Genomic DNA, 21,512 nt, shown 5'->3' with positions numbered 1-21,512 from the left:
AAGAATATACTTATTATGACAAATGTTAAGAAAAGTCTTTCTTTATGAAATCGAATCCATATGCGTTGCTTTTCTACCTATTATATGGCTAAATAGGTACTATATTTATTTGAAGGGAGAGAACGCAATGGAACATCATACTTCTGTTCTATCACTTATGGTTGTCGTTGCAATCGCGTTTTTCGTTCCCCTTTTGTTACAACGCTTTAAATTAAAAGCACTTCCTGTTGTCGTTGCAGAAATTATTGCAGGAATCTTTGTAGGTAAAAGTGGGTTTAATATTATTGAGCCAGATATGTGGCTTCAAGTTTTATCAACATTAGGATTTATCTTCCTCATGTTCTTAAGCGGTTTAGAAATTGATTTTTCTATCTTTAAACAAAAAGGGAAAAAAAATACGACAAACGAACCAAATACATTTCAAGCAGCAAGCATTATCTTCTTATTTATTTTCATCTTATCTTATGCCCTATCATTACTATTCGTATGGCTAGGATTTGTAGATAATGCAATGTTCATGACTTTAATTATTTCAACTATTTCTTTAGGTGTTGTTGTACCAACACTAAAAGAGAACAACCTAGGAAAAACTGCAATCGGACAAATCATTTTATTAGTTGCTGTTATTGCAGACTTAGTTACAATGATTTTACTCGCTGTTTTCGTCGGATTAAATTCCGAAAGCGGCCAAAGTATGTGGCTCTTACTTCTTCTATTCGGTGCCGGTATTGTCATTTACTTTATTGCAAAACGCTTTAAAAACATTCCATACTTAGATAGTTTAAAAGCTGGTAGTGTACAAATTGATACACGGGCTGTTTTTGCACTCATTTTAATCTTAGTTGGGTTATCGGAATCTGTTGGAGCAGAAAATATTTTAGGTGCCTTCTTAGCAGGTGTACTTGTATCGTTATTATCACCCGATGAAGATATGGTGGAAAAACTTGATTCCATCGGCTATGGTTTCTTCATCCCTATTTTCTTCGTAATGGTTGGTGTAAATCTAGAGGTATGGTCTATTTTTAAAGAGCCTTCTAGCATGCTAATGATCCCAATCTTAATTGTAGGACTCTTTATTTCAAAACTCTTACCATCACTCGTCTTACGAAAATGGTATCCACGTAATATCGTACTTGGAAGTGCAATCTTATTAACATCGACACTTTCTTTAGTTATCGCGGCTGCACAAATTGGTGAAAAACTAGGGATCATCAGTCCAAGTTTATCTGCCTCTCTTATTTTAAGCGCAGTTATTACTTGTATTTTTGCACCTATATTGTTTAAAAAAATGTTCCCAAAAGTAGAAACACCAAAACCAAAAGTAGCTATTATTGGCGCGAGCAGAATTACCCTTCCGTTATCACTAGATTTAAAACGAGAAGATTATGACGTAACACTATATATGATGCGTCAAAACAAAATAAATGATGAGGAAGCGAAATCGCATGACTTCCCTATCGTGAAATTAGATGACATCACAATCGCATCATTAACTGAACAAACAGCATTTGATGCAGATCGCGTCGTTGTTGCAACAAGCGATGATGAACAAAACTTATTATTAGCAGAACATGCAAAAGAGCTAGGTGTTGAACATGTTATTGCAAGTGTAGAAGATCCACTTCTACAAGAAAAAGCAACGCAAGAACATATCGCTGTATTCTCAACAATTAACTCTACACGTATTTTATTACGTGCACTTATTGATAAACCTAGTCTCGTTCGCTTAATTACAACAGCAAACGAAACAGTACGCGAAGTTGAACTACGCAGCAATAAATATAACGGCATTGCGCTTCGCCGCCTTCCGTTTTTAGGTGATGTACTTGTCATTCAAATCTACCGCGGTAATAAAGCATTAATACCACATGGTGATACAAGACTACAACACGGCGATACATTACTTGTAACAGGTTCAAAAGAGCATATCGATACACTAAAAAACATATTAGAGTAAAAAAATGCCCCTCACATAATTGAGGGGCATTTTTTTAATTTCATATGGTAAAATGTTACTATCACATATTATGAGGATGGATTACATTATGTCTATTGTAACTTTAGCTCTCTTATTATTAGCGGAAGTACTTGTCGCCATTATTCTCATCGGTGTTAGCATTGAAATTTGCAGCTATGGTTGGAAAAAATCAAATGGAGTTAAATACTCATTCCTTTTTCTTTCACTCCTTCTCGGAACCGCTAGTATACTCGGCCTTCTCGCTGCACCTGCATACTTCTTTATACAACTTATAGAAAAAGGTTTATAAGAAAGGATGATAACATGATTACTGTGCAGTATATTGATGCATCCGAGACACACTTATTACGCCAAGCGGTGTTGCGTCCCAATCAGTCCCTGGCAGACTGTAAATACTCTTCTGATTACGAAAAAGACACATTCCACTTAGGTGCCTTTATAAACGATGAGTTGATTAGCATCGCTTCCTTCTCAAAAGAAATATATCCTGATTTGCAAAAAGGTATCCATTATAGACTACGAGGAATGGCAACATTACCTAACTTTCGGAACAAAAGAGCTGGAAGCTCCTTAATTCAGAAGGCAGAACAAATTTTAAAAGAACGGAAAGCAAACATCCTATGGTGTAATGGCCGTATTACTGTAACTGACTATTACAAGCGATTAGACTTTCAGGAGCATGGTGAAATCTTTGAAATTGAACCGATTGGCCTTCATAAAGTACTGTATAAAAAGATATAAGAAAGGCTTTCCTCAATACGGGAAAGCCTTTCTTATATTTCAATCTTCACTTTTTATCTTTTTCATATATATGTAGATAAATAAACTAGGAACTAAAAAACAAGCAAACATAATAAGTGCTGTTATACTGATTGCTTTTATCGAAATATTCGGTGTTACAATAATACAAATAGCTAACAGTCCAATAACAACACCTACCGGAATGAATAATAGTTTCATGAAATAGCTACGTGATACCCCACCTGTATGCTCATATGCCTCTACAGAATGTTTTAAATTTAAGAAGTTAATGGCTACGATCCCGCCCATAAATACCATTAATAGATCCGAAACACTTTCATATCCTGCTCCTTGCAAAACATAACGGTAAAAAACAATGCCTAGTATGATGATATTTTGTAAAATGAAAACTAACCTAATGTGTTTTAACCCCTCAATCATTAAACGTTCATCTTTCACGATTTTCACCCTATCACTCCTTTTCCTCCCAAAACAAATCATTCAATGTTTTATCTACCGCATAACAAATTTTCAAACATAAATCTAAAGATGGGTTGTATTTCCCCTTCTCAATTAAACTAATCGTTTGCCTTGTAACGCCTACTTTTTCTGCTAATTTTTGCTGTGTTAAATCTAACTGAACACGCGCGACTTTTATTTTACTTACAGCCATTCATGTTCCTCCTCCACCTTTATTGTAACATATACATTCCATTAGGTAATTTATATTTTACGAAATTAATTTAATTTCCACATTATCCCGATTGATGCGGGCTAATACACAGTGGGGATAAATCCCCACTACTGCCTATAGTTTCACTTTATTATACACAAAAAAGGAGCCTCTCATAAGAAGCTCACTCTCCTATATCTATATTATAAGAATAAATGACATCCAAATAAAATTGTAAATAAGTATAGTAATGGATGTACTTCCTTTCCTTTACCCTTCACAATTTTCAAAACTGGATATACTAAAAATCCAATTGCAATTCCATTTGCAATACTAGACGTTAACGGAATACCTATAAAAATCAAAAATGCTGGTAACGCATCTTCAAATTCATTCCAATTAATATCTCGAATGCTTTGTGCCATTAAACTACCTACTATAATTAATGAAGGAGCTGTAATAGCGGCTACACTTGATAAAGAAGCAATAACAGGACTGAAAAATGCCGTTATAATTGTTAGACCAACAACTACAATCCCTGTTAATCCAGTTTTCCCACCTGCAGCAATACCTGCTGACGATTCAATCGTCGCTGCTGTTGGGCTTGTTCCAAAGATAGAACCTGTAGTCCCGCCAATTGCATCTGCAATAAACGCTTTACCAAAACGCTTCTCTGTATTGTTTGTAATTAAACCTGCTTGTTTAATTAAACCAAGTAATGCACCTGTTGTATCGAATAAAAGTACAAGTAAAAATGAAAATACAACACCATATAATCCGTATTCAATTACATCTGAAAATGCATTGATTGGGTTTGAAACGATAATACCCTCTGGCAAATGAGGCATCGCCACAATTTTATCAGCAAACTTCAATTGCCCTGTAAAGAAGGCGATAACTCCTGTCACAATCATACTAATAAATAATGCACCACTCACACGTAATGCCATTAATACCGCCGCTAATATTAAACCAATTAAAGTTAAAATAACAGCTGGAGAATGAAAATCACCAATCGTAACTAAATTAGAAGGATGATCCACGATAATTCCAGAAAGGCGCAATCCAATAAAAGCAATAAATAGTCCAATTCCACCTGCAATTGCATGCTTTAAACTATCAGGAATTGCTAAAATTAACTTTTGCCTAAACGAAGTAAAAGATAATAAAAGAAAAATAATCCCCGTTACAAATACAGCTGAAAAGGCAACTACATATGTAATCCCTTCTGCCTTCTGTACAACAGAATAAGCAAAATATGCATTCATTCCCATAGCTGGAGCAATAACAATCGGGTAATTCGCGAAAATCGCCATACCTACTGTTCCAACAACGGTTGCAATAATTGTTGCTGTAAACGCTTGGTCAAATGGTACACCTGCATCAGATAATATTTTTGGATTGATGACAAGAATATACGCAAATGTAAAAAAAGTTGTGATGCCAGCTAAAAACTCTTGCTTCACAGAAGTGTTATATTTTTGTAATTGAAACATGCTTATGTACCCTTCCTACACCTGAATTATTATCACACATTCTTTTTCTTACTAGTATGTGAGAAAATATAATACTTAATCTTAACAATCAATAAAAAGAAGAGTCAATATATTCCCTAATAGTTCGAATTTTAAGTTTAAGTCTGACAAGTACAGATGTAGTACAGTTCATTATGATTATTTTTGTAGCATAACAGATAGAAATGTTTTATAATTTGAAATAGTTAAATACTTAGTAAACGCATTCAAATATTGTTCACTCTACAAGGGGGATTCTTCTTATGCAGCACACAAACAAATCTGGAACTTTAAATCGTGGTTTAAAAGAACGACATATTACTTTAATGTCACTTGGCTCAGCTATTGGCGTTGGGCTATTTTTAGGATCTGCTTCCGCTATTAAACTAGCCGGTCCTTCTATTTTACTAGGTTACATGATTGCCGGACTCGTTATTTTTTTCATCATGCGAGCTCTCGGGGAAATGGCAATTGAACAACCTGTTGCCGGTTCTTTTAGTAAATATGCATATGATTATATCGGCCCACTCGCTGGTTATATTACTGGCTGGAATTACTGGTTCTTATGGGTTGTTACTTGTATGGCTGAAATTACAGCAGCTGGTATTTACATGCAATACTGGTTCCCTGATATCCCGCGCTGGACTTGGGCGTTACTTGCTCTATTGTTAATGAGCGCTTTTAACTTCTTATCAGTAAAAGTATTTGGAGAACTTGAGTTTTGGTTTGCTCTCATTAAAATTGTCACAATTATCTGTATGATAGTGGTCGGCGCTGGTATTATTTTATTCGGATTCGGAAACGGTGGTATCGCTACTGGCATTTCAAACCTTTGGTCACATGGTGGCTGGTTCCCAAATGGTTTTTCTGGGTTACTACTCTCCATGCAGATGGTACTATTCGCTTATTTAGGCGTTGAATTAATCGGTGTCACAGCTGGTGAAGCTCAAAATCCGAAGAAAACACTCGCAAAAGCAATTGATAACGTGTTTTGGAGAATATTACTGTTCTACGTAGGAGCTCTATTCGTTATGATGGCAATTTATCCATGGAACGAACTTGGTGAGAAAGGAAGCCCATTCGTATTAACATTCCAGCAAATTGGTATCGCAAAAGCAGCAGGTATTATTAACTTTGTCGTATTAACAGCAGCTCTTTCTTCTTGTAATGGCGGTTTATTTAGTACAGGCCGTATGCTATTTACATTAGCTCAGCAGAAAAAAGCTCCTGAAAGATTTGGTCGTTTAAATAAAAATGGCATTCCAAGCCAAGGAATTGTAGCAACTGCTATCGTTTTACTCATTGGCGTTATATTAAACTATCTCGTACCTGCAAAGGTATTTACATGGCTTACTAGCATTTCAACTTTCGGCGCAATTTGGACTTGGGGAATTATATTAGTTGCTCAAATTAAATTCCGTAAAAGCTTACCTACTCAAAATAAACAAAAGTTATCGTATAAAATGCCTTTATACCCATTAAGCTCATATTTCTCACTCGTTTTCCTTGTATTAGTACTAGGTATAATGGCGTATTCAGAAGATACACGAATTGCATTGATTGTCGGCCCAATTTGGCTTATCGGCTTAGCAATCGTATATTACATGAAAGGGTTTCATAAGATTGATGAAACACCTAACTCAAAAATTAGTTAAGCAAAGCACCCCTTCCTTATTACTTGGAAGGTTTTTTTTATATCTATATAAATATTTCTCAACAAAATTCACGGTATTTTTACAATCTTTTAATATTTTTTATGTTTTCCGTCTTTATTTTTACAGAAAAATAAATTACATTATTAAAGCACATATATTTATTATTAGGGGGATTCTTCTATGAAGAATAAAAAATGGATTACATTTTCTTTAGCAACAGCAATTACACTAAGTATAGGGACCTCGTTCATACCGTCTACTTATGCCGAAAGCTCTGTAGACCCAGCTCCTGAAATTGCTGCAAAAGTTGTAAATCAAAACAATGGGAAGAAAGTATTATTCGATAATACACACGGTCAAACTGCTGGGACAGCTGACTGGGTTATTGACGGCGGCTTTTCTGACTTCGGAAACGGCATTGCAAAAAACGGTTATTACGTAAAAGAACTTCGTAAATCAACACCTATTACGTACGAAGACTTAAAAGGTTACAATGTATTTATCGTTCCAGAAGCTAATATTCCTTACAAAAAATCTGAGCAGGACGCTATGTTACAATATGTAAAAAATGGCGGTAGTATCTTCTTTATTGCCGATCATTACAATGCAGATCGTAATAAAAATCGCTGGGACTCTTCTGAAGTATTTAATGGATATAGACGCGGTGCTTGGGATAATCCAGCAAAAGGAATGTCTAATGAAGAAGCAAATTCACAAGCTATGCAAGGAGTAGAAAGCTCTGATTGGCTATCTGACAACTTCGGTATTCGCTTCCGCTACAATGCACTTGGTGATGTTTCAGCGAAAACAATTGTATCGCCTGAACAATCTTTCGGAATTACAAAAGGTGTTTCTTCTGTAGCAATGCATGCTGGTTCTACTCTAGCAATTACAAACCCAAAACTAGCAAAAGGACTTGTTTACCTTCCAGAAAATCCATCAAAATGGAATAACGCTGTTGATAGTGGCGTTTATAATGGCGGTGGTATTGCAGAAGGCCCATATGCTGCAATTGCAAAAGTAGGACTTGGAAAAGCTGCCTTTATTGGTGACTCTTCTCCTGTTGAAGATGCTACGCCAAAGTACGTTCGTGAAGATTCTGGCCAAACAAAGAAAACTTACGATGGTTATAAAGAAGAAAACGATGCGATTTTATTAGAAAACATCGTAAATTGGTTATCGAATAAAGAGACATTTACAAGTTTAGATCAAGTAAATGGTTTACAGCTTGATTCACCTACAGCTCTACAAACATTTGAACAGCCAAGCTTATCAACAGAACCACAACCTGAACCTTGGAGTGCACCAAATGCAGGTTATCAATGGTTTAATACAAATACTTTTAAACCAGGTTCATACGGTTATAACGGTGCGTTAACAACAAGCGACTACGTCGTTACACACCCTAGCATTCTACCAAACAATGAAATTTTCCAAATGAAGATTCAAGTAAACAACTTACTACCTAATACAACTTATAACAACTATTCTTTAGGTATATTCACTACTGGTGGAACACAAGTAGCAAAAATTCAAAATACAAACGGCACTTGGCCATCTGCTTTTGGATATAGTAGTGCCTTCTCTTTCACAACAAACAGCTTAGGCTCTGCTGAGAAAGTTGTAAATGTACAGATTGATTCAAATACAACTGGACAAGCAACTCTTCGTCTACGCCAAAATACAACAACGAAATATAATGAAACTGTAACGATTAATAAGAAATAATGAAAAAGGCAATCCATACATGGATTGCCTTCTTCTCACTTCTCTTCCTTCGAGAAAAACATTCTTGAAATAACGATACCTATACTACCGACGATTAGGAATAACACTGCCCTAATCATCATCGATACCTCTGGTAAGTCAAGTAGGAATAACTTCCCTACCGTTACTACTAATACGATTAATCCAGCATATAATATTTCATTCATCTGTCTATAACGACCAAACCAAACTGCAAATAACGCATATATCATCCATAATAACGATACAGATACGCTAATTATACTTCCATCTGTAGAAAGAACTTCACCAATTCTAGTGATTGTAATAAATACAATGACCATTAACCAGTAGAGCGCTATAGAGTACACATACTTACCCATACTCGCTAACACTTCTTTCGCTTGTCTCATGCAATAATAGAACGTTCCTATTAAAATAAGATGAGCAACAAAACCTGCCGAAATAAATTCATCAAACGGGCTAAAAATCGTCTGTATCATTCCAATTGCGTAAACCGTCGCACTAACATACAATTTTATCTGTTGTTTTACTTTAATAGAAGTGACCATGCCGAGGAAACCTTGTAATAATAGTACAATCGCTGCATTCACTAAACTATACTCGTATAAAATCGCTAAACTAAATGCTCCCATTGCGAAACCAAATAAGAGATTTGTAAATGTAGAATGTCTATTCTTCCTATACTCAAGCACAAACATAGCAGCGTGCACAATTGCACTAATAATCAATCCCCATGTTGTAAAATCAGGTATTTTGGCAATAGCTAGTATAAAGAAAACTGCATTCGCACTAAATATCGCCAAACGTGGTTCTGGTATAAAACTTCTCTCCGTAAACATATGCCAAAATAATAGTAAATGAATCAAACCATATACAATCGTTAACTGTATTTGCAAGTTCTCTACTAATATTGACATAACAGCAAAGAAGACAAAAAGAACAATGGCCGCAACAGCGTAAGAAATCATATATAAGTATTTATAACGATTTTTCAATCCATACCATAATAAACTAAGTGTTAATATCGTCTCGTATCCAAAGAAAATATAAGGATTAGGAGTCGTACTATTTAACAAGAATGGCACGAAGAACGCTCCTACCGCTACGAAGATAGTAAGGTATTCCGAGTTATATCTTTTCGCTAAATAAATCCCTAAAATAACCCATGCAATATTAAAGAGAAACGCGATACTTGCCGGAATAAATGCATACAAATAATGTGCCGCAAACGTCGTTAAAACAATCCCCGAAATACTTCCTCCAACCAATACTAATCCTAACGCCTGCCGCTCTCTTTTAATTTGAATATCTCCTATATAATACAAACCGATAGATAATGCGATACCAAACACAATTCGTATTGCTGGTGTTAATAAACCAGCATCTACTCCTGCTTTAAATAACCAGATCACTCCAAGCAACATAATACCGACAAATACACGCGGTAACCACGTTTGACAAAACTTAATAATATTAAATGGCTCTGGTTTAAAAGCAGATATATCTACTTGTTTTACCTCACGTTCTTGCACAGGCTCTTTTATCGTAACTATTTCTTCTTTTGGCTTTTCCTCCATTACCGTTTCAATATATTCCTTCTTTTCCTTACTAACATGTTGCTGAACGTTTTCTACTTCTATTTCCCTTTGCTTCACTTTTAATTCAGCAAGTGCTTCTTGAATTGTTTCAATTGCCGTTTCGAGTGCTTCTATTTTCTTATCCAAATCCTTCTTCATACGCTACCCCCTTATTCGTACCTCTCATTAAACCTATATATTACCAATTATCTTTATCATACTCTTAGTCTATTCATTTTCAATAGTATTTTTTCCAAAAAAAGAAAGATGCCTTCCCAAAATAGGAAAACACCTTTTTACTCATTTATTCTTATTTAGAACAATGCTAACGATGACACCAACACACACGCCTATAATAGCTGGAACTATCCACCCAACACCTTCTGTATAAAATGGAATGTATTTTAATACTGACGTCCACTGATTCATCATTACATTTTTATTTAAAATATCAATTGCACTAAATATTGCTACAAACCAAACAGTTACTGCATATACGTATGCATACTTCCCAATATACTTATGGAATAACCCTAGAATAATAAGCGTTAATGCAATTGGATAAATAAATCCAAGAATTGGTACTGATACTTTTAAAATTTGCGTTAATCCTAAATTAGCTAAGATCATACTAACAACGCTTACTATAAATGCCCACACTTTATAAGATACTTTCGGAAATGCAATCGCAAAAAATTGACTACAAGACGTAACAAGTCCAATTGAAACACATAAACAAGCGATAGTAAAAATAAGACCTAATAAAACGACTCCGCCCTGTCCAAATAATGTAATCATAACTTGTGCTAACACTTTCGCACCGTTATCAAATGTTCCTAATGAGCCACTAATTGCCCCCACATATCCAAGGATGACATAAATAATAGATAATAATAGTCCTGCCCCAATTCCAGCAATACTCATATATTTCGCTAAACCTTTATCATCTTCAATACCCTTTGCACGTAATGCATTTGCAATCACAATTCCAAAAATTAAAGCAGCTAACGCGTCCATTGTTAAATATCCATCTAAAAATCCTTGAAACATAGGAGCTTGGCCATAGTTCCCTATTGGTTCTTTCATATCTCCTACTGTTGTAAACATACTCTTTATAAAAATAAGTGCAATCATACATAATAATAACGGCGTCAAGACTTTTCCAAACAACCCCATTAGTTTAGATGGTGATAAACTTAACCAGTAAACAATACTAAAGAAAATAACTGTGTAAAACAATAATACTCCGCTTCCTGCTTCAGGGAATAACTGACCTGGCCCCATTTCAAAGGCTAAACTTCCCGCACGTGGTATACCAAGCCCAGGTCCAATAAATACATACACGATACATGGAAAAATAATTGCAAATGAAGAATGAACTCTACCCGCTAACGTTTGAAAACTTCCTGCTTTTGCAATAGAGATAACACCTAATATAGGAAGACCTGTTGCTGATATAATGAATCCTACTAATGAAATCCATACATGTTCTCCTGCTTCATATCCAAGAAAAGGTGGGAATATAAGATTCCCTGCTCCAAAGAACATCGAAAATAACATAAGACTAATAAGTAAAATTTCTTTTTTCTGTAACAATTTCATTTCTTTCTCCTTCTTTAATTTCATCTCTTATGAAATCAATTCCACATATAAAAAAAGTACAATAACCCGCTTCCTTACAAAGAAAACATAGTCCATAGTCTATCACAAAAGAAACACCCCTTCTATAGCTATTCCCTTTTTCCAATTTCTTCTGAAAAATCAACCTTTATTGACTTATAATAGTTAATAAGGTAAAATATTAAATGTACAAAATTATTAACTTTGTTTTTGTTTGTGTCAGGAGGAAAATAACATGGAATCAGCGATACAACTAGAAAGAGAACAACAAAGAAAAAAGAAACATCCTCCAGGTTTATACTTACTCTTCTTTACAGAAATGTGGGAAAGATTTAGTTACTATGGATTACGAGGATTATTAACATTATATTTAACGACAGCTTTAGTAAGCGGTGGTCTTGGGTTTAGTCCCGCATGGGCACTCTCTATTTACGGATTTTACACTGGAGCCTGTTATTTCACACCAATGATTGGTGGATACTTAACAGATCGTTTTCTAGGTAGACGAAAAGCGATCACAATTGGTGGTATAACAATGGCATTCGGTAACCTTACACTATTTGCCTTGCAAAACCAATTAGGCCTATACCTCGGATTAGCGCTTATTATTATCGGTAACGGATTCTTCAAACCGAACATCTCTACACTGGTTGGGGAATTATACGAAGAGAACGATCCAAAACGTGATAGTGCATTTACCATTTTCTATATGGGTATTAACGTCGGATCATTTTTAGCTCCACTCGTTTGCGGATTTTTATCAGAAAATTTATTCAAAACAACAGTTGATGGCGTTGTACATTACGGATTCCGTTACGGTTTCTTAGCCGCTTCAATCGGAATGATTATTGGACAAATTTTATTTACAACACTATCAAATCGCTTCCTTGGTAATATCGGTAAAAAACCAACTCGCGATTTACAAACAGCTGCTGGACAACCATCAGTAGGAGATACACCATTAACAAAAAAAGAAAAACAACGTACCGCTGTTATCGTCATTTTAACATGCTTCGTTGTCTTCTTCTGGGCTGGCTTTGAACAAGCTGGTAGCTCATTAACATTATATACAAACAAATTTGTAGACCGCTCTGTGTTCGGATGGGAAGTTCCAACATCTTGGTTCCAATCGGTCAATCCATTATTTATTATTTTGCTTGCTCCAGTCATTTCTGCATTATGGGCAAAACTTGCAACTCGCAAGCAGGGTGATTTAAAAATCCCAACTAAAATGGGACTTGGTATGATCTTGCTCGGTATCGGTTATATCATTCTCGTTATCGCTACATTAAAAACAGGTAGTGATGAACATAATATTACAGAAAAAGCAAACTTACTATTTATCGTCTTTACGTATCTTTTCCATACGTTAGGTGAGCTATTCTTATCACCTGTCGGACTATCAATGGTTAGTGCGCTTGCTCCGGTAAAATTAGCATCTTTACTAATGGGTGTATGGCTAGCAAGTTCAGGTATCGCCAACATTTTAGGCGGACAACTTGCAAGCTTCACAACTTCACTTGGATACGCTGAAGTATTCACAGTTATTGGCGCTGTGGCAATTGTATTAGGTTGTGTTTTATTATTAATTTCTAAGAAATTAGTGAAATGGATGGATTAAAAAAGATGAGGAATTTCTCCTCATCTTTTTTTATGCTGTTTTACCTTTTTCAATTGCTTGTTCGTACAGCTCTTTATGTTCTTTATAATCACTTGGTACGAAACTCTTATAGAAGAATGAGAACCAGCTGTCTCCCTTTTTATACCCTTCTTCTCGAATTTCCGCTGCTTTTTTATTCGATTTAAATCCTTCAGTAAACCATTTCTTTAACAATTCATTTCTTTCATACTTAGCAGGAACTTTTAAATCATAGTTTTCAAATGCATACTTATAGCCAGCCTTTTCTACTGCCTTTTTTGTAGACTTATAGCCTTTTTCATACGCTGTTTCATATGCCTTCACGTATACTTCTTTCTCTCTATTTCCAGGATTCTTTTCAGCTAGTTCTTTCCCTGTCTTTTCCCCTAACTCAGCTTGCTCTTTTTCAATTTTTTCTACTCTTTCTTTATTCCCTACTTTGAACCCGTCTGCAAAGTTTATCTTAAACTCTGGAGCAACTTGACTATCGTCCATCGTCTCTTGCGCTAAACCTTGTTCTTTTCCTTTTTCAAAATGCGTTTTCTTCTGCTCTTCTAAAGACCATGTGGCTGCATAAGTCGCTTTAAACGCTTGTTTATATGCATCAGATTTTCCAGCTACATGCACTTCTGCATCATTTTTTCCTGCTTTAAAATCAGTTTCTCCATTCTTTTGACCTTCAAGTTGACCTTTTTCAATATCAGCTTGGCGCTGCGCTTCCTCTTGTTTACGTGCCTCTTCAGCTTTTCTTTGTTCCTCGGCTACACGTTGTCTCTCTTCTTCAGCTTTACGCTGTGCTTCTGCATTACGTTGTTTTTCAGCCTCAGCCTCAGCGTTACGCTGTGCTTCTGCAGCACGTTGTTTTTCAGCCTCAGTATTGCGCTGTGCTTCTGCTTGTCTCTCAGCTTCTACAGCACTATTATTATTCTGGCTATGAGCTGGGCTCGTTGCACCACTACTAGAAGCTGGTTTATTGTGATAATGATATTCCCCGTACTGTAATCCCCATTTCTCACAATTTGTACGACACGTATGTCCGCCATTAGCATCTGTACGCCCTGGATGCGCATAAGCTGAAATTGGAGCTACCAATAACGCTATACTCGTTGTTAAAAGAAGTTTCTTCACCTGTTGTCTCACTCTTGTTCCTCCCAAAATATAGAATTCTAACTTTATTATACATAAATAGAAGAATACTTAAATACAAACCAAAATATTCTATTATTTCTCAACATTAGTAAAAAAGAAGGTGAACTCTTTAAAGAGTTCACCTTCTTTTTTTACTTCTTCGCCTTCGTTCCTACTAAATCACCAGCAACAACATAACGCTTAGAATTATCCTTTACAGATACACATGTAATAAGTGTTATCTCATCTTTCCCATGATCCTCTACAACTTCCCACTTATCAGGAGTTACTTCAGATACACCAGTAACCGCATACTCATATTCATTTTCATTGTCATACAAATAAATTTTATCGCCTTTTTTCAAAGAAGCTATATCACTAAATAAAACACCTTTTTTAGACATGTTATGTCCTGCTAGTGCGTAATTCCCTTTTCCCATAACTTGATTCTCTTTTACTGTCGCTGCACCTGATAATAAGTTTTTTTCAGTAGAAGCTTTCAAAACAGGCAGTTCTACTGAAACACTTGGAATCGAAATACGACCAATTACTTGTTTCTTATCTAATGATGCATTCGCTACTTCCGCCAAGTCTGGTTGATTAATTTTGGAAGCATCTACAAATTCCGTCTCATGCTTTTCATAATCCATCTTTTGAACAGCCTGCACATTTTCAGTCTGTTTCTTTTCAGCCTGATATCCATCATAAAATGGCTTTCCAATTAACACGCCACCTACAACAAATAGAAGGATTGCTACTATACTATAAATTCTTTGCTTATTCATATACAATTCCTTTCCCTTACAAAATCTTACTCTATATAAAATGATAAAATAATATCGTCATATGTACAAGTATTAGCTTAAAAAGAAACCTTCTTGCCGGTGCAAGAAGGTTTCTTTTTAAGCTAATTTATTTCTGTATAGTGATACGTGAAATACTGTCATTTGAATAAAGAAAATCGAAAATATAATATATAATGGGTATCCAGGAAGATATTCATTAATAATAGGCGAAAAAGTTAAAAATCCAACTGCACAAGGTAACACAAACCATAACGATACAAATGTTGTTCGGCAAGCTTTATCCGTAATCGCTTTTTCACGTTCATCTTCTAGTGGAAATAATAATGGATACATCCAAAAAGATAAATTCTTATATTTTTTCTTTTGAATTCTATAAAAAATTGTAACTATAATTGCTCCAATAAATAATAAAATGAATGGTACTCCATTAAACCATACTTCAAATGGGAATTTCTCGTTTTTAATTATATCTGCTAACTCTGTAATGACACTATAAAATTCAACAAATGTCCAGCATGCTAAAGCAGTATAAAGCACGTTTATGATATAAGAAAAAACAATTCTATTCATCCTCTTCCCCCTCCTTATTTAAAACAAACACATCTTCCATCTTTAACTGAAACACATCACAAATCGTAAGTGCTAATAACAACGAAGGAACGTAATCCCCTTTTTCAATTGCTGCAATTGTTTGCCTCGTTACTCCAACCTTTTCTGCTAATACGCTTTGTGTAAAGTTAAAACGAGCTCTTAATTCTTTTACTTTGTTTAAAATGGTCAAATTTACCACCTCTCACCATTATTGTATGCTATCCTTAACAAAATGTAAACTCAACTTAACATTATTCTTACAAAAAAATCCAACTTTACGTATTGTAAAGTTGGATTACGTTTTAGTTTAAAATTGTAAGCTTAACATTTTTTCTGCCCCACTTACTAGACGAAGCTTTATCTGGCATTAAAACATCAATTTTGTGACCTTTAATCGCGCCACCAGTATCTGCTGCAATTGCTTCTCCGTATCCTTCAACATATACACGAGAACCTAATGGGATAACAGATGGGTCCACCGCAATCAATTTCATTCCTGGGTTTGCAGTTAGATTATAGCCTCCCCATGCAGAATATACTTGTTGACCTGGTGCATAGCCATTTTCACCTGGATCTGCTGTATAAGCTGTTGCATGTACATAAAGTTCTTTCCCGCCAGCAGTTGGCTTAGAAGATGGTTCAGGTTTTGCAGGTTTTGCAGGTTCTACCTTCGAATTATTATTAGCAACTGGTTCAGCCGGTTTATTAGCTTTTTCTTGCTTTTGCTTTTCAGCAATTTCTGCTTGTGCTTTCGCTAAGGCTTCTTGCTCTGCTTTTGCAGCCGCTTCTGCTTTTGCACGCTCTTCTGCCGCAATTCTTGCTGCTTCTTGTTCACGAGCAATTGTTTCTTGTACTGCCTTCATATTTGATTCAATTTTAGCTTTTTCTTCCGCTGCTAAATTAAGTTGACTTGCAACCTCATTATATTTAGCTTGAACTGTTTGTAAGTTATCTTGACGTTTTTTCAAGTTATCTTGCAGTTCAGCTTGCGCTTTTGCTAATTTTTGTTTATCTACTACTAAAGATGCTTCTTTTTCGTCAATTGTTTTCTTATCTTCTTCAATTTGACGAAGATCTTGTTCTTGTAGACGTAAAATTTCTTTATCAGCTTCTAGAATAGTAGAAACTGCGTTCATACGTTGTAAGAAGTCTGCAAAGTTTTTTGACTCTACTACAACTTCTACTACTAAACTTGTATTTGAGCTGTTTTGAACAGAAACCATACGTTTTCTCATAATATCTTTACGAGCAAGGACTTTATCCTCTAAAACGACAATTTCTTCCTTTTTTTGTTCAATCTGCTTATGTGTTTCATCGATTTTACGTTGAATAGCAGCTTGATCCTCTTTATTTTTTGCAATTGTATTATTTAAATTATGTAGTTCGTTTTCGATACCTTTAATTTCTTTACTAACAGCTTGCTTCTCTTGCTCTTTCTTTTGCATTTCTGCATCGTTTTGTTGCAATTGCTGTTGCATGTTGTTAAGTTTCTCGTCGTTTGACTCTGCTTTAACAGCGACTGTACTAGAAAGACCGATAATTCCTGCTAATACTAGACAGCTGATTCGCTTAAAATAGTTCATAATCCGACTCCCTTCTTATACAGTTATACATGATTTATTTTACAGTTTGTTTACAAAACGATTAAATACAGTTTATTTTTCGTGACAAAAAAAAGAGAATTATGAATAAAATGTAATAGATTCTTAAATATTTAACAATTCCTATATTTAAAAAATACAAAAGATGCTAAAATCCAAATATAGAGAAAATATAACTTTCGAAGGCGGTTGAAATAAATACATGTTTACTCAAAAGAAATCACTCCAACATACAATTGCTCAATTAGAAGAGCGTATACAAGAATTAGAAGCAGAATTAAAACAAAAAGATATTGAAAAACAAGAGACTATTTCTACTATCCACGATCGTGTACAAAGCGTTGTCCAAGAGCATCAACTTGTAAATAACCAACACAATACACTTCAAAATTTAGTTCAACAATTAAGTTCATGTTTCGAAAATGTTTCAACACGTACGACACATTCCAATGAGTTAAATAATGAAATGTTGCAAAAGGAACAAAGCTTAATTCAGTCTATTGCAGAAATTATTGACTGCTCTAATGAAGGAAAAGAATCCGTTCACCGCTTACTTATTGTAATTAATAAATTAGGTGAACAATCCCAACGCACGTCTAATAGTATGAATCATCTAAGCGAACGCTCAAAGGAAATCGAGCAAATTGTAGAAGTCATTCAAAACATTGCAGCACAAACAAATTTACTTGCTTTAAATGCGAGTATTGAAGCCGCACGTGCTGGAGAACACGGTAAAGGATTCGCTGTCGTTGCCAATGAAGTAAGAAAACTAGCAGAAAGTACAGCAGAAAGTACAAAAAACATAGGCAACTTAACGAAAAAAATTCAAGAAGAAATTGAAAAAGCATACGATAACACAAAAGATAATTTACATTTAGTCGATGAAGGTGTAGAAATGAGCGCCGATACAAACGCTAGAATTGAAAATATTTTAGTTATGATTCAAACGTTACAAAATGGTGCTACAAATGTTATTAAGGCTATTGAAAACCAAAAATCTTGTAATGATGACATATTACGAGAATTCGCTAACACACAACAAATGTTCCAAAAATTAAATACTACTATTATGAATCATATTCATGATGCTGAAAAAGTCGATGTTCAATTGTCTAAAAGTCTTCAAGGAACAGTAAATTCTTAATTAAAAATAAAAATCCCTTATACTGCTATGAGGGATTTTTATTTTATTTCGAATATTTATTTCTTTTCAATATTCATCCATATCTTTGTTATAATGGAAAAGTTGTTTCTTTCAACTAATAAACAAGGAGGTTATTATGGAACAATTTTACTACGTTTTAAAATATTTAATTCTCGGTCTGTTCCAAGGACTAACAGAACCAATTCCGATTTCTTCAAGTGGTCATCTCGTTTTAGCACAACATTTGCTAGGACTAAAAATAGAAGGGTTTAGCTTCGAACTACTTGTTAATTCAGCTTCATTATTAGCTGTATTACTTATTTATAGAAATGATTTAATTCGTCTAACGAAGAATGGTCTCTCTTATATATTTACAAGAGCAGAAGACGCAAAATCAGATTTCTTCTTTATTATTTATCTTGTTATTGCAACCATTCCAGCAGGTGTTATTGGTGTTTTATTTAAAGATTACATCGATCAGTACTTAAAAGGTGTGAAGATGGTTGGGATTTCCCTTCTTATTACTGCTGTCGGCCTTTGGATTATTAGAAATTTACGCGGTCGTAAAAATGATGGCGACCTTTCTATGAAAGATGCAATCATCGTCGGATTAGCACAAGCTTGCGCACTGATTCCCGGAATAAGCCGATCTGGTGCCACAATCGTAGCAGCAATGTTACTTGGTATGAAGCAAGAAACAGCTCTTCGCTTTTCATTCTTACTATACATTCCTGTTAGCTTAGGTGGCTTATTGTTAAGCATTACAGACATTGCAAATGATCCAAATCTAGACACATTATTCGTGCCATATGTTGTTGCATTCATCGCAACATTTATCATGACGTATATTTCACTAAAATGGTTTATGAACATTATGGCAAAAGGAAATTTAAAATATTTCTCTTTCTATTGTATTATCGTAGGTGTACTTACTCTTATTTTCTTATAAAATGAAACTTACAAATTGAAAGCGAGTCATTCTATTACACTAGATGACTCGCTTTTTTATACCTGTATTAAGTTAAAATCTATCATTTAATTTAAATTTTCTGAATAGTATGATATCATTTAAGTTCACTATTATAGTAAATCTATCTTTCCTACTATTATCGTAAAAGAGGTGTTTATATGTTTATTGTTACTAAACTCATTCATATTAAGTACGGATATGAAAGTGAGCTTCTTTATGGGCTTAAACAATATTATCCTTCTCCCGGAACGAACGGTTGTATTAACATAGAGTTTTCACATGTTCATCGTACAAATGATAAGGCAGAATATATGATTCGTATGTTATGGAAAACACAACAAGATTACCATACATGGCTTTCTCAAAGAGAAAGAAATGTAACTTTGAAGCGCAAAATACAAAGCTATATCCTTTCTTCCAAATCAAATGCTAGCTATGTACATTAACCCTTCTCTTTTTATTCCTTACGAGGGGAAAAATGATAAAGTGGAACTTTAATCAGCTCTCATCAATCGGGCTGTTCACAAATAACGAGATAAGGCCCCTCTTACTTTTCATACTGTAAGAGGGCTTCTCTTATGCATACACTTTCTTCTCTTGACAATACAAACGAATAACATGTTTATTTTGTTGAAATACATCATGCGTCAGACGAATAATAATAAAGTTTCTTTTTGTTTGATCATCATGAACAAAAATCTGTTCTCCCTCCTGAAAACGCCATGCACTTTCAAAAGTCGTAATATGATCCCCACTTACAGAAAAAAGTTCATATCGCATCTCTTGTACCCTCTCTCAACTTATATAATCATAATATCCTCATATTAAATTTATTATAACTTAATTCCTATAAAATTAGTAATTATTTCTATTTCGAAAGATTTTAACTTTGTATTTAAATATTTTTAGCGCTATAATGATACACGAATTTTCATTGAAAGGAGTTTTACTTTGACTGCATATTTATTTCCAGTAAAAACAGCATTTATTTTATTTCCCTTTTTAGCAATGTTTCTTTTAATCCCTTTTTTAATATTTAATTATCGAAAATACGGTTATTTAAATAAATGGCGCTCATTTATTTTATACTCATTATTACTTTACTTATTAAATGCCTATTTTCTTGTTATTTTGCCGTTACCACAAACGTTTGATACTTGTAGCCTACAACCAGCTAATACACAACACATGCAACTCTCACCATTTTATTTCATACAAGAGATTAGTAGTCATACATCGGCAGTTTTAACGAAACCAGCTACTTATTTCTACTTATTAAAAGAGTCTGCGTTTTTACAAGTTGCATTTAATGTTCTATTAACTGTTCCATTCGGTATTTACTTACGTTATTATTTCCGACGTAGTTTCTTACAAACAATTTGCATTTCCTTTTTCCTTTCACTATTTTTCGAGCTAACACAAGTGACTGGATTATACGGTATATACAATTGTGCATACCGATTATTTGATATCGATGATTTGTTTTTAAATACATTAGGTGGCGTAATTGGTTTTATCATTGCACCAATATTTACGTACTTCCTTCCGAAGACAAACGAGTTAGATAGTCATATTGATTTGGAAACGAAACCAGTCGGATTCATTCGTCGCCTTATCGCGATGCAAATTGATTGGATTTTCTTATCTATCGTCGTACCTGTCGTTAAAAACAAAGGAAATTCTTTCTTCGTTTCTAATATGCAATCTTACACGAATATGTATGAACTCATTTTCATTACGTGTTCAATCCTTATGTATTTTATTCTTATTCCATACTTTACAAATGGAAAAACAATTGGGAAAGCATTGCTCCGCATTCATCTGAAAGGAAAATCAGATCGTATTACATTAAAAGAACTATTTATTCGCTACGGTATATTTTATTTTGCGTTAGGCGGAATCAATTATATTCTTTCTAGTAGCTCTATGTTAAATCATACAGAACCTTTAGTATTACTCGTTACATTGTTATTCCTATTTATCATTAACGGCCTATTCATTATTCATGTTTTACTGCATGTATTTAGCCGTGATAAACTACTATTTTATGAACATATTAGTCATACAAGAAATGCAATTACACTAAAAAAAGCTGACAAATAATTATTTGTCAGCTTTTTTATATA

Annotated in this window: 20 protein-coding genes and 1 pseudogene; 10 read left to right on the top strand and 11 right to left on the bottom strand. The window is 34.5% G+C overall.

From position 1 onward, the window contains the following. The first annotated feature begins 127 nt into the window (after positions 1-127). The 3 genes from N2V79_RS03555 to N2V79_RS03545 are packed head-to-tail and all read left to right on the top strand — an operon-like array spanning position 128 to position 2,719. Positions 128-1,957: a monovalent cation:proton antiporter family protein gene (locus N2V79_RS03555; RefSeq protein WP_064532083.1), complete on the top strand. Its 1,830-nt coding sequence runs from the start codon at positions 128-130 to the stop codon at positions 1,955-1,957. A 52-nt stretch (positions 1,958-2,009) separates the two neighbouring features. Further along, positions 2,010-2,267, top strand: a complete 258-nt coding sequence (locus N2V79_RS03550; protein WP_071714271.1) for a DUF4022 family protein — start codon at positions 2,010-2,012, stop codon at positions 2,265-2,267. Between the two features lie 14 nt (positions 2,268-2,281). After that, positions 2,282-2,719: a GNAT family N-acetyltransferase gene (locus tag N2V79_RS03545; RefSeq protein WP_000633846.1), complete on the top strand. Its 438-nt coding sequence runs from the start codon at positions 2,282-2,284 to the stop codon at positions 2,717-2,719. Positions 2,720-2,758: 39 nt separating this feature from the next. Here N2V79_RS03545 and N2V79_RS03540 read toward each other — a convergent pair whose 3' ends face one another. The 3 genes from N2V79_RS03540 to N2V79_RS03530 form a co-directional block, all read right to left on the bottom strand. Further along, positions 2,759-3,187: a hypothetical protein gene (locus N2V79_RS03540; protein ID WP_053565223.1), complete on the bottom strand. Its 429-nt coding sequence runs from the start codon at positions 3,185-3,187 to the stop codon at positions 2,759-2,761. Between the two features lie 4 nt (positions 3,188-3,191). After that, positions 3,192-3,392 carry a helix-turn-helix transcriptional regulator gene (locus tag N2V79_RS03535; RefSeq protein ID WP_000301177.1) on the bottom strand — a complete coding sequence of 67 codons (201 nt, stop codon included), beginning with the start codon at positions 3,390-3,392 and terminating at the stop codon, positions 3,192-3,194. Between the two features lie 203 nt (positions 3,393-3,595). Beyond that, positions 3,596-4,888, bottom strand: a complete 1,293-nt coding sequence (locus N2V79_RS03530; RefSeq protein WP_340719578.1) for an NCS2 family permease — start codon at positions 4,886-4,888, stop codon at positions 3,596-3,598. A 281-nt stretch (positions 4,889-5,169) separates the two neighbouring features. Between N2V79_RS03530 and N2V79_RS03525 the strand changes: the two genes are divergently transcribed. Continuing rightward, the gene (locus N2V79_RS03525; protein WP_001164892.1) at positions 5,170-6,561 is read left to right on the top strand and encodes an amino acid permease; all 1,392 of its coding nucleotides are present in this window, start codon (positions 5,170-5,172) and stop codon (positions 6,559-6,561) included. Positions 6,562-6,741: 180 nt separating this feature from the next. Further along, entirely contained in the window at positions 6,742-8,289 is a 1,548-nt protein-coding gene (locus N2V79_RS03520) for a DNA-binding protein (protein ID WP_340719577.1), read from the top strand. 35 nt (positions 8,290-8,324) lie between these two features. Here the strand turns inward: N2V79_RS03520 and N2V79_RS03515 are convergent, their stop codons facing one another. Then, positions 8,325-10,046, bottom strand: coding sequence for a DUF2339 domain-containing protein (locus N2V79_RS03515; RefSeq protein WP_069355011.1), 1,722 nt, complete (start codon positions 10,044-10,046; stop codon positions 8,325-8,327). Between the two features lie 141 nt (positions 10,047-10,187). Beyond that, a complete protein-coding gene (gene brnQ1 / locus N2V79_RS03510; RefSeq protein WP_340719576.1) occupies positions 10,188-11,489 on the bottom strand; it encodes a branched-chain amino acid transport system II carrier protein BrnQ1 in 1,302 nt (433 codons plus the stop codon). A gap of 253 nt (positions 11,490-11,742) precedes the next feature. On the opposite strand from brnQ1, the gene N2V79_RS03505 reads away from it, so the two are divergent. Continuing rightward, positions 11,743-13,128, top strand: coding sequence for a peptide MFS transporter (locus tag N2V79_RS03505; RefSeq protein ID WP_078400946.1), 1,386 nt, complete (start codon positions 11,743-11,745; stop codon positions 13,126-13,128). Between the two features lie 30 nt (positions 13,129-13,158). Here N2V79_RS03505 and N2V79_RS03500 read toward each other — a convergent pair whose 3' ends face one another. The 5 genes from N2V79_RS03500 to N2V79_RS03480 form a co-directional block, all read right to left on the bottom strand. Next, on the bottom strand, positions 13,159-14,286 hold the full coding sequence (locus N2V79_RS03500; protein ID WP_340719575.1) for a YHYH domain-containing protein: 1,128 nt from the start codon (positions 14,284-14,286) through the stop codon (positions 13,159-13,161). A 140-nt stretch (positions 14,287-14,426) separates the two neighbouring features. Continuing rightward, complete coding sequence (locus N2V79_RS03495; RefSeq protein WP_001041724.1) at positions 14,427-15,059, bottom strand: class A sortase; 633 nt, start codon at positions 15,057-15,059, stop codon at positions 14,427-14,429. A gap of 117 nt (positions 15,060-15,176) precedes the next feature. After that, a complete protein-coding gene (locus tag N2V79_RS03490; protein ID WP_001080041.1) occupies positions 15,177-15,650 on the bottom strand; it encodes a hypothetical protein in 474 nt (157 codons plus the stop codon). Next, complete coding sequence (locus tag N2V79_RS03485) at positions 15,643-15,861, bottom strand: helix-turn-helix transcriptional regulator (protein WP_140155641.1); 219 nt, start codon at positions 15,859-15,861, stop codon at positions 15,643-15,645. The genes N2V79_RS03490 and N2V79_RS03485 overlap by 8 nt, the downstream gene beginning before the upstream one ends. Positions 15,862-15,973: 112 nt before the next feature. After that, positions 15,974-17,254 carry a 3D domain-containing protein gene (locus N2V79_RS03480; protein ID WP_340719574.1) on the bottom strand — a complete coding sequence of 427 codons (1,281 nt, stop codon included), beginning with the start codon at positions 17,252-17,254 and terminating at the stop codon, positions 15,974-15,976. A 631-nt stretch (positions 17,255-17,885) separates the two neighbouring features. Between N2V79_RS03480 and N2V79_RS29195 the strand changes: the two are divergent. The 3 genes and pseudogenes from N2V79_RS29195 to N2V79_RS03465 form a co-directional block, all read left to right on the top strand. Next, positions 17,886-18,416: pseudogene (locus N2V79_RS29195) on the top strand (methyl-accepting chemotaxis protein); the annotation flags it as partial. A 136-nt stretch (positions 18,417-18,552) separates the two neighbouring features. Beyond that, complete coding sequence (locus tag N2V79_RS03470) at positions 18,553-19,365, top strand: undecaprenyl-diphosphate phosphatase (RefSeq protein ID WP_000434794.1); 813 nt, start codon at positions 18,553-18,555, stop codon at positions 19,363-19,365. A gap of 179 nt (positions 19,366-19,544) precedes the next feature. Continuing rightward, positions 19,545-19,832: an antibiotic biosynthesis monooxygenase gene (locus tag N2V79_RS03465; RefSeq protein WP_053565233.1), complete on the top strand. Its 288-nt coding sequence runs from the start codon at positions 19,545-19,547 to the stop codon at positions 19,830-19,832. 130 nt (positions 19,833-19,962) lie between these two features. Here N2V79_RS03465 and N2V79_RS03460 read toward each other — a convergent pair whose 3' ends face one another. After that, positions 19,963-20,166 carry a hypothetical protein gene (locus N2V79_RS03460; protein ID WP_001268332.1) on the bottom strand — a complete coding sequence of 68 codons (204 nt, stop codon included), beginning with the start codon at positions 20,164-20,166 and terminating at the stop codon, positions 19,963-19,965. Positions 20,167-20,337: 171 nt separating this feature from the next. Here N2V79_RS03460 and N2V79_RS03455 point away from each other — a divergent pair, with 171 nt between their 5' ends. Next, on the top strand, positions 20,338-21,489 hold the full coding sequence (locus tag N2V79_RS03455; protein WP_254489978.1) for a VanZ family protein: 1,152 nt from the start codon (positions 20,338-20,340) through the stop codon (positions 21,487-21,489). Positions 21,490-21,512 lie beyond the last annotated feature (23 nt).

Source organism: Bacillus sp. CH_70 (assembly GCF_038007045.1).
Lineage (GTDB): Bacteria > Bacillota > Bacilli > Bacillales > Bacillaceae_G > Bacillus_A > Bacillus_A cereus.
The sequence above is the reverse complement of the archived record's forward strand: the minus strand, read 5'-3'. Positions and strand labels throughout refer to the sequence as shown.

Bases quoted from the DNA above. Each gene is read 5' to 3' on its own strand.
- N2V79_RS03470 (WP_000434794.1), top strand. From the start codon at position 18,553: ATGGAACAATTTTACTACGTTTTAAAATATTTAATTCTCGGTCTGTTC.
- N2V79_RS03525 (WP_001164892.1), top strand. From the start codon at position 5,170: ATGCAGCACACAAACAAATCTGGAACTTTAAATCGTGGTTTAAAAGAA.
- N2V79_RS03505 (WP_078400946.1), top strand. From the start codon at position 11,743: ATGGAATCAGCGATACAACTAGAAAGAGAACAACAAAGAAAAAAGAAA.
- brnQ1 (WP_340719576.1), bottom strand. From the start codon at position 11,489: ATGAAATTGTTACAGAAAAAAGAAATTTTACTTATTAGTCTTATGTTA.
- N2V79_RS03535 (WP_000301177.1), bottom strand. From the start codon at position 3,392: ATGGCTGTAAGTAAAATAAAAGTCGCGCGTGTTCAGTTAGATTTAACA.
- N2V79_RS03550 (WP_071714271.1), top strand. From the start codon at position 2,010: ATGTTACTATCACATATTATGAGGATGGATTACATTATGTCTATTGTA.
- N2V79_RS03530 (WP_340719578.1), bottom strand. From the start codon at position 4,888: ATGTTTCAATTACAAAAATATAACACTTCTGTGAAGCAAGAGTTTTTA.
- N2V79_RS03545 (WP_000633846.1), top strand. From the start codon at position 2,282: ATGATTACTGTGCAGTATATTGATGCATCCGAGACACACTTATTACGC.
- N2V79_RS03520 (WP_340719577.1), top strand. From the start codon at position 6,742: ATGAAGAATAAAAAATGGATTACATTTTCTTTAGCAACAGCAATTACA.
- N2V79_RS03460 (WP_001268332.1), bottom strand. From the start codon at position 20,166: ATGCGATATGAACTTTTTTCTGTAAGTGGGGATCATATTACGACTTTT.
- N2V79_RS03515 (WP_069355011.1), bottom strand. From the start codon at position 10,046: ATGAAGAAGGATTTGGATAAGAAAATAGAAGCACTCGAAACGGCAATT.
- N2V79_RS03465 (WP_053565233.1), top strand. From the start codon at position 19,545: ATGTTTATTGTTACTAAACTCATTCATATTAAGTACGGATATGAAAGT.
- N2V79_RS03555 (WP_064532083.1), top strand. From the start codon at position 128: ATGGAACATCATACTTCTGTTCTATCACTTATGGTTGTCGTTGCAATC.
- N2V79_RS03495 (WP_001041724.1), bottom strand. From the start codon at position 15,059: ATGAATAAGCAAAGAATTTATAGTATAGTAGCAATCCTTCTATTTGTT.
- N2V79_RS03480 (WP_340719574.1), bottom strand. From the start codon at position 17,254: ATGAACTATTTTAAGCGAATCAGCTGTCTAGTATTAGCAGGAATTATC.
- N2V79_RS03490 (WP_001080041.1), bottom strand. From the start codon at position 15,650: ATGAATAGAATTGTTTTTTCTTATATCATAAACGTGCTTTATACTGCT.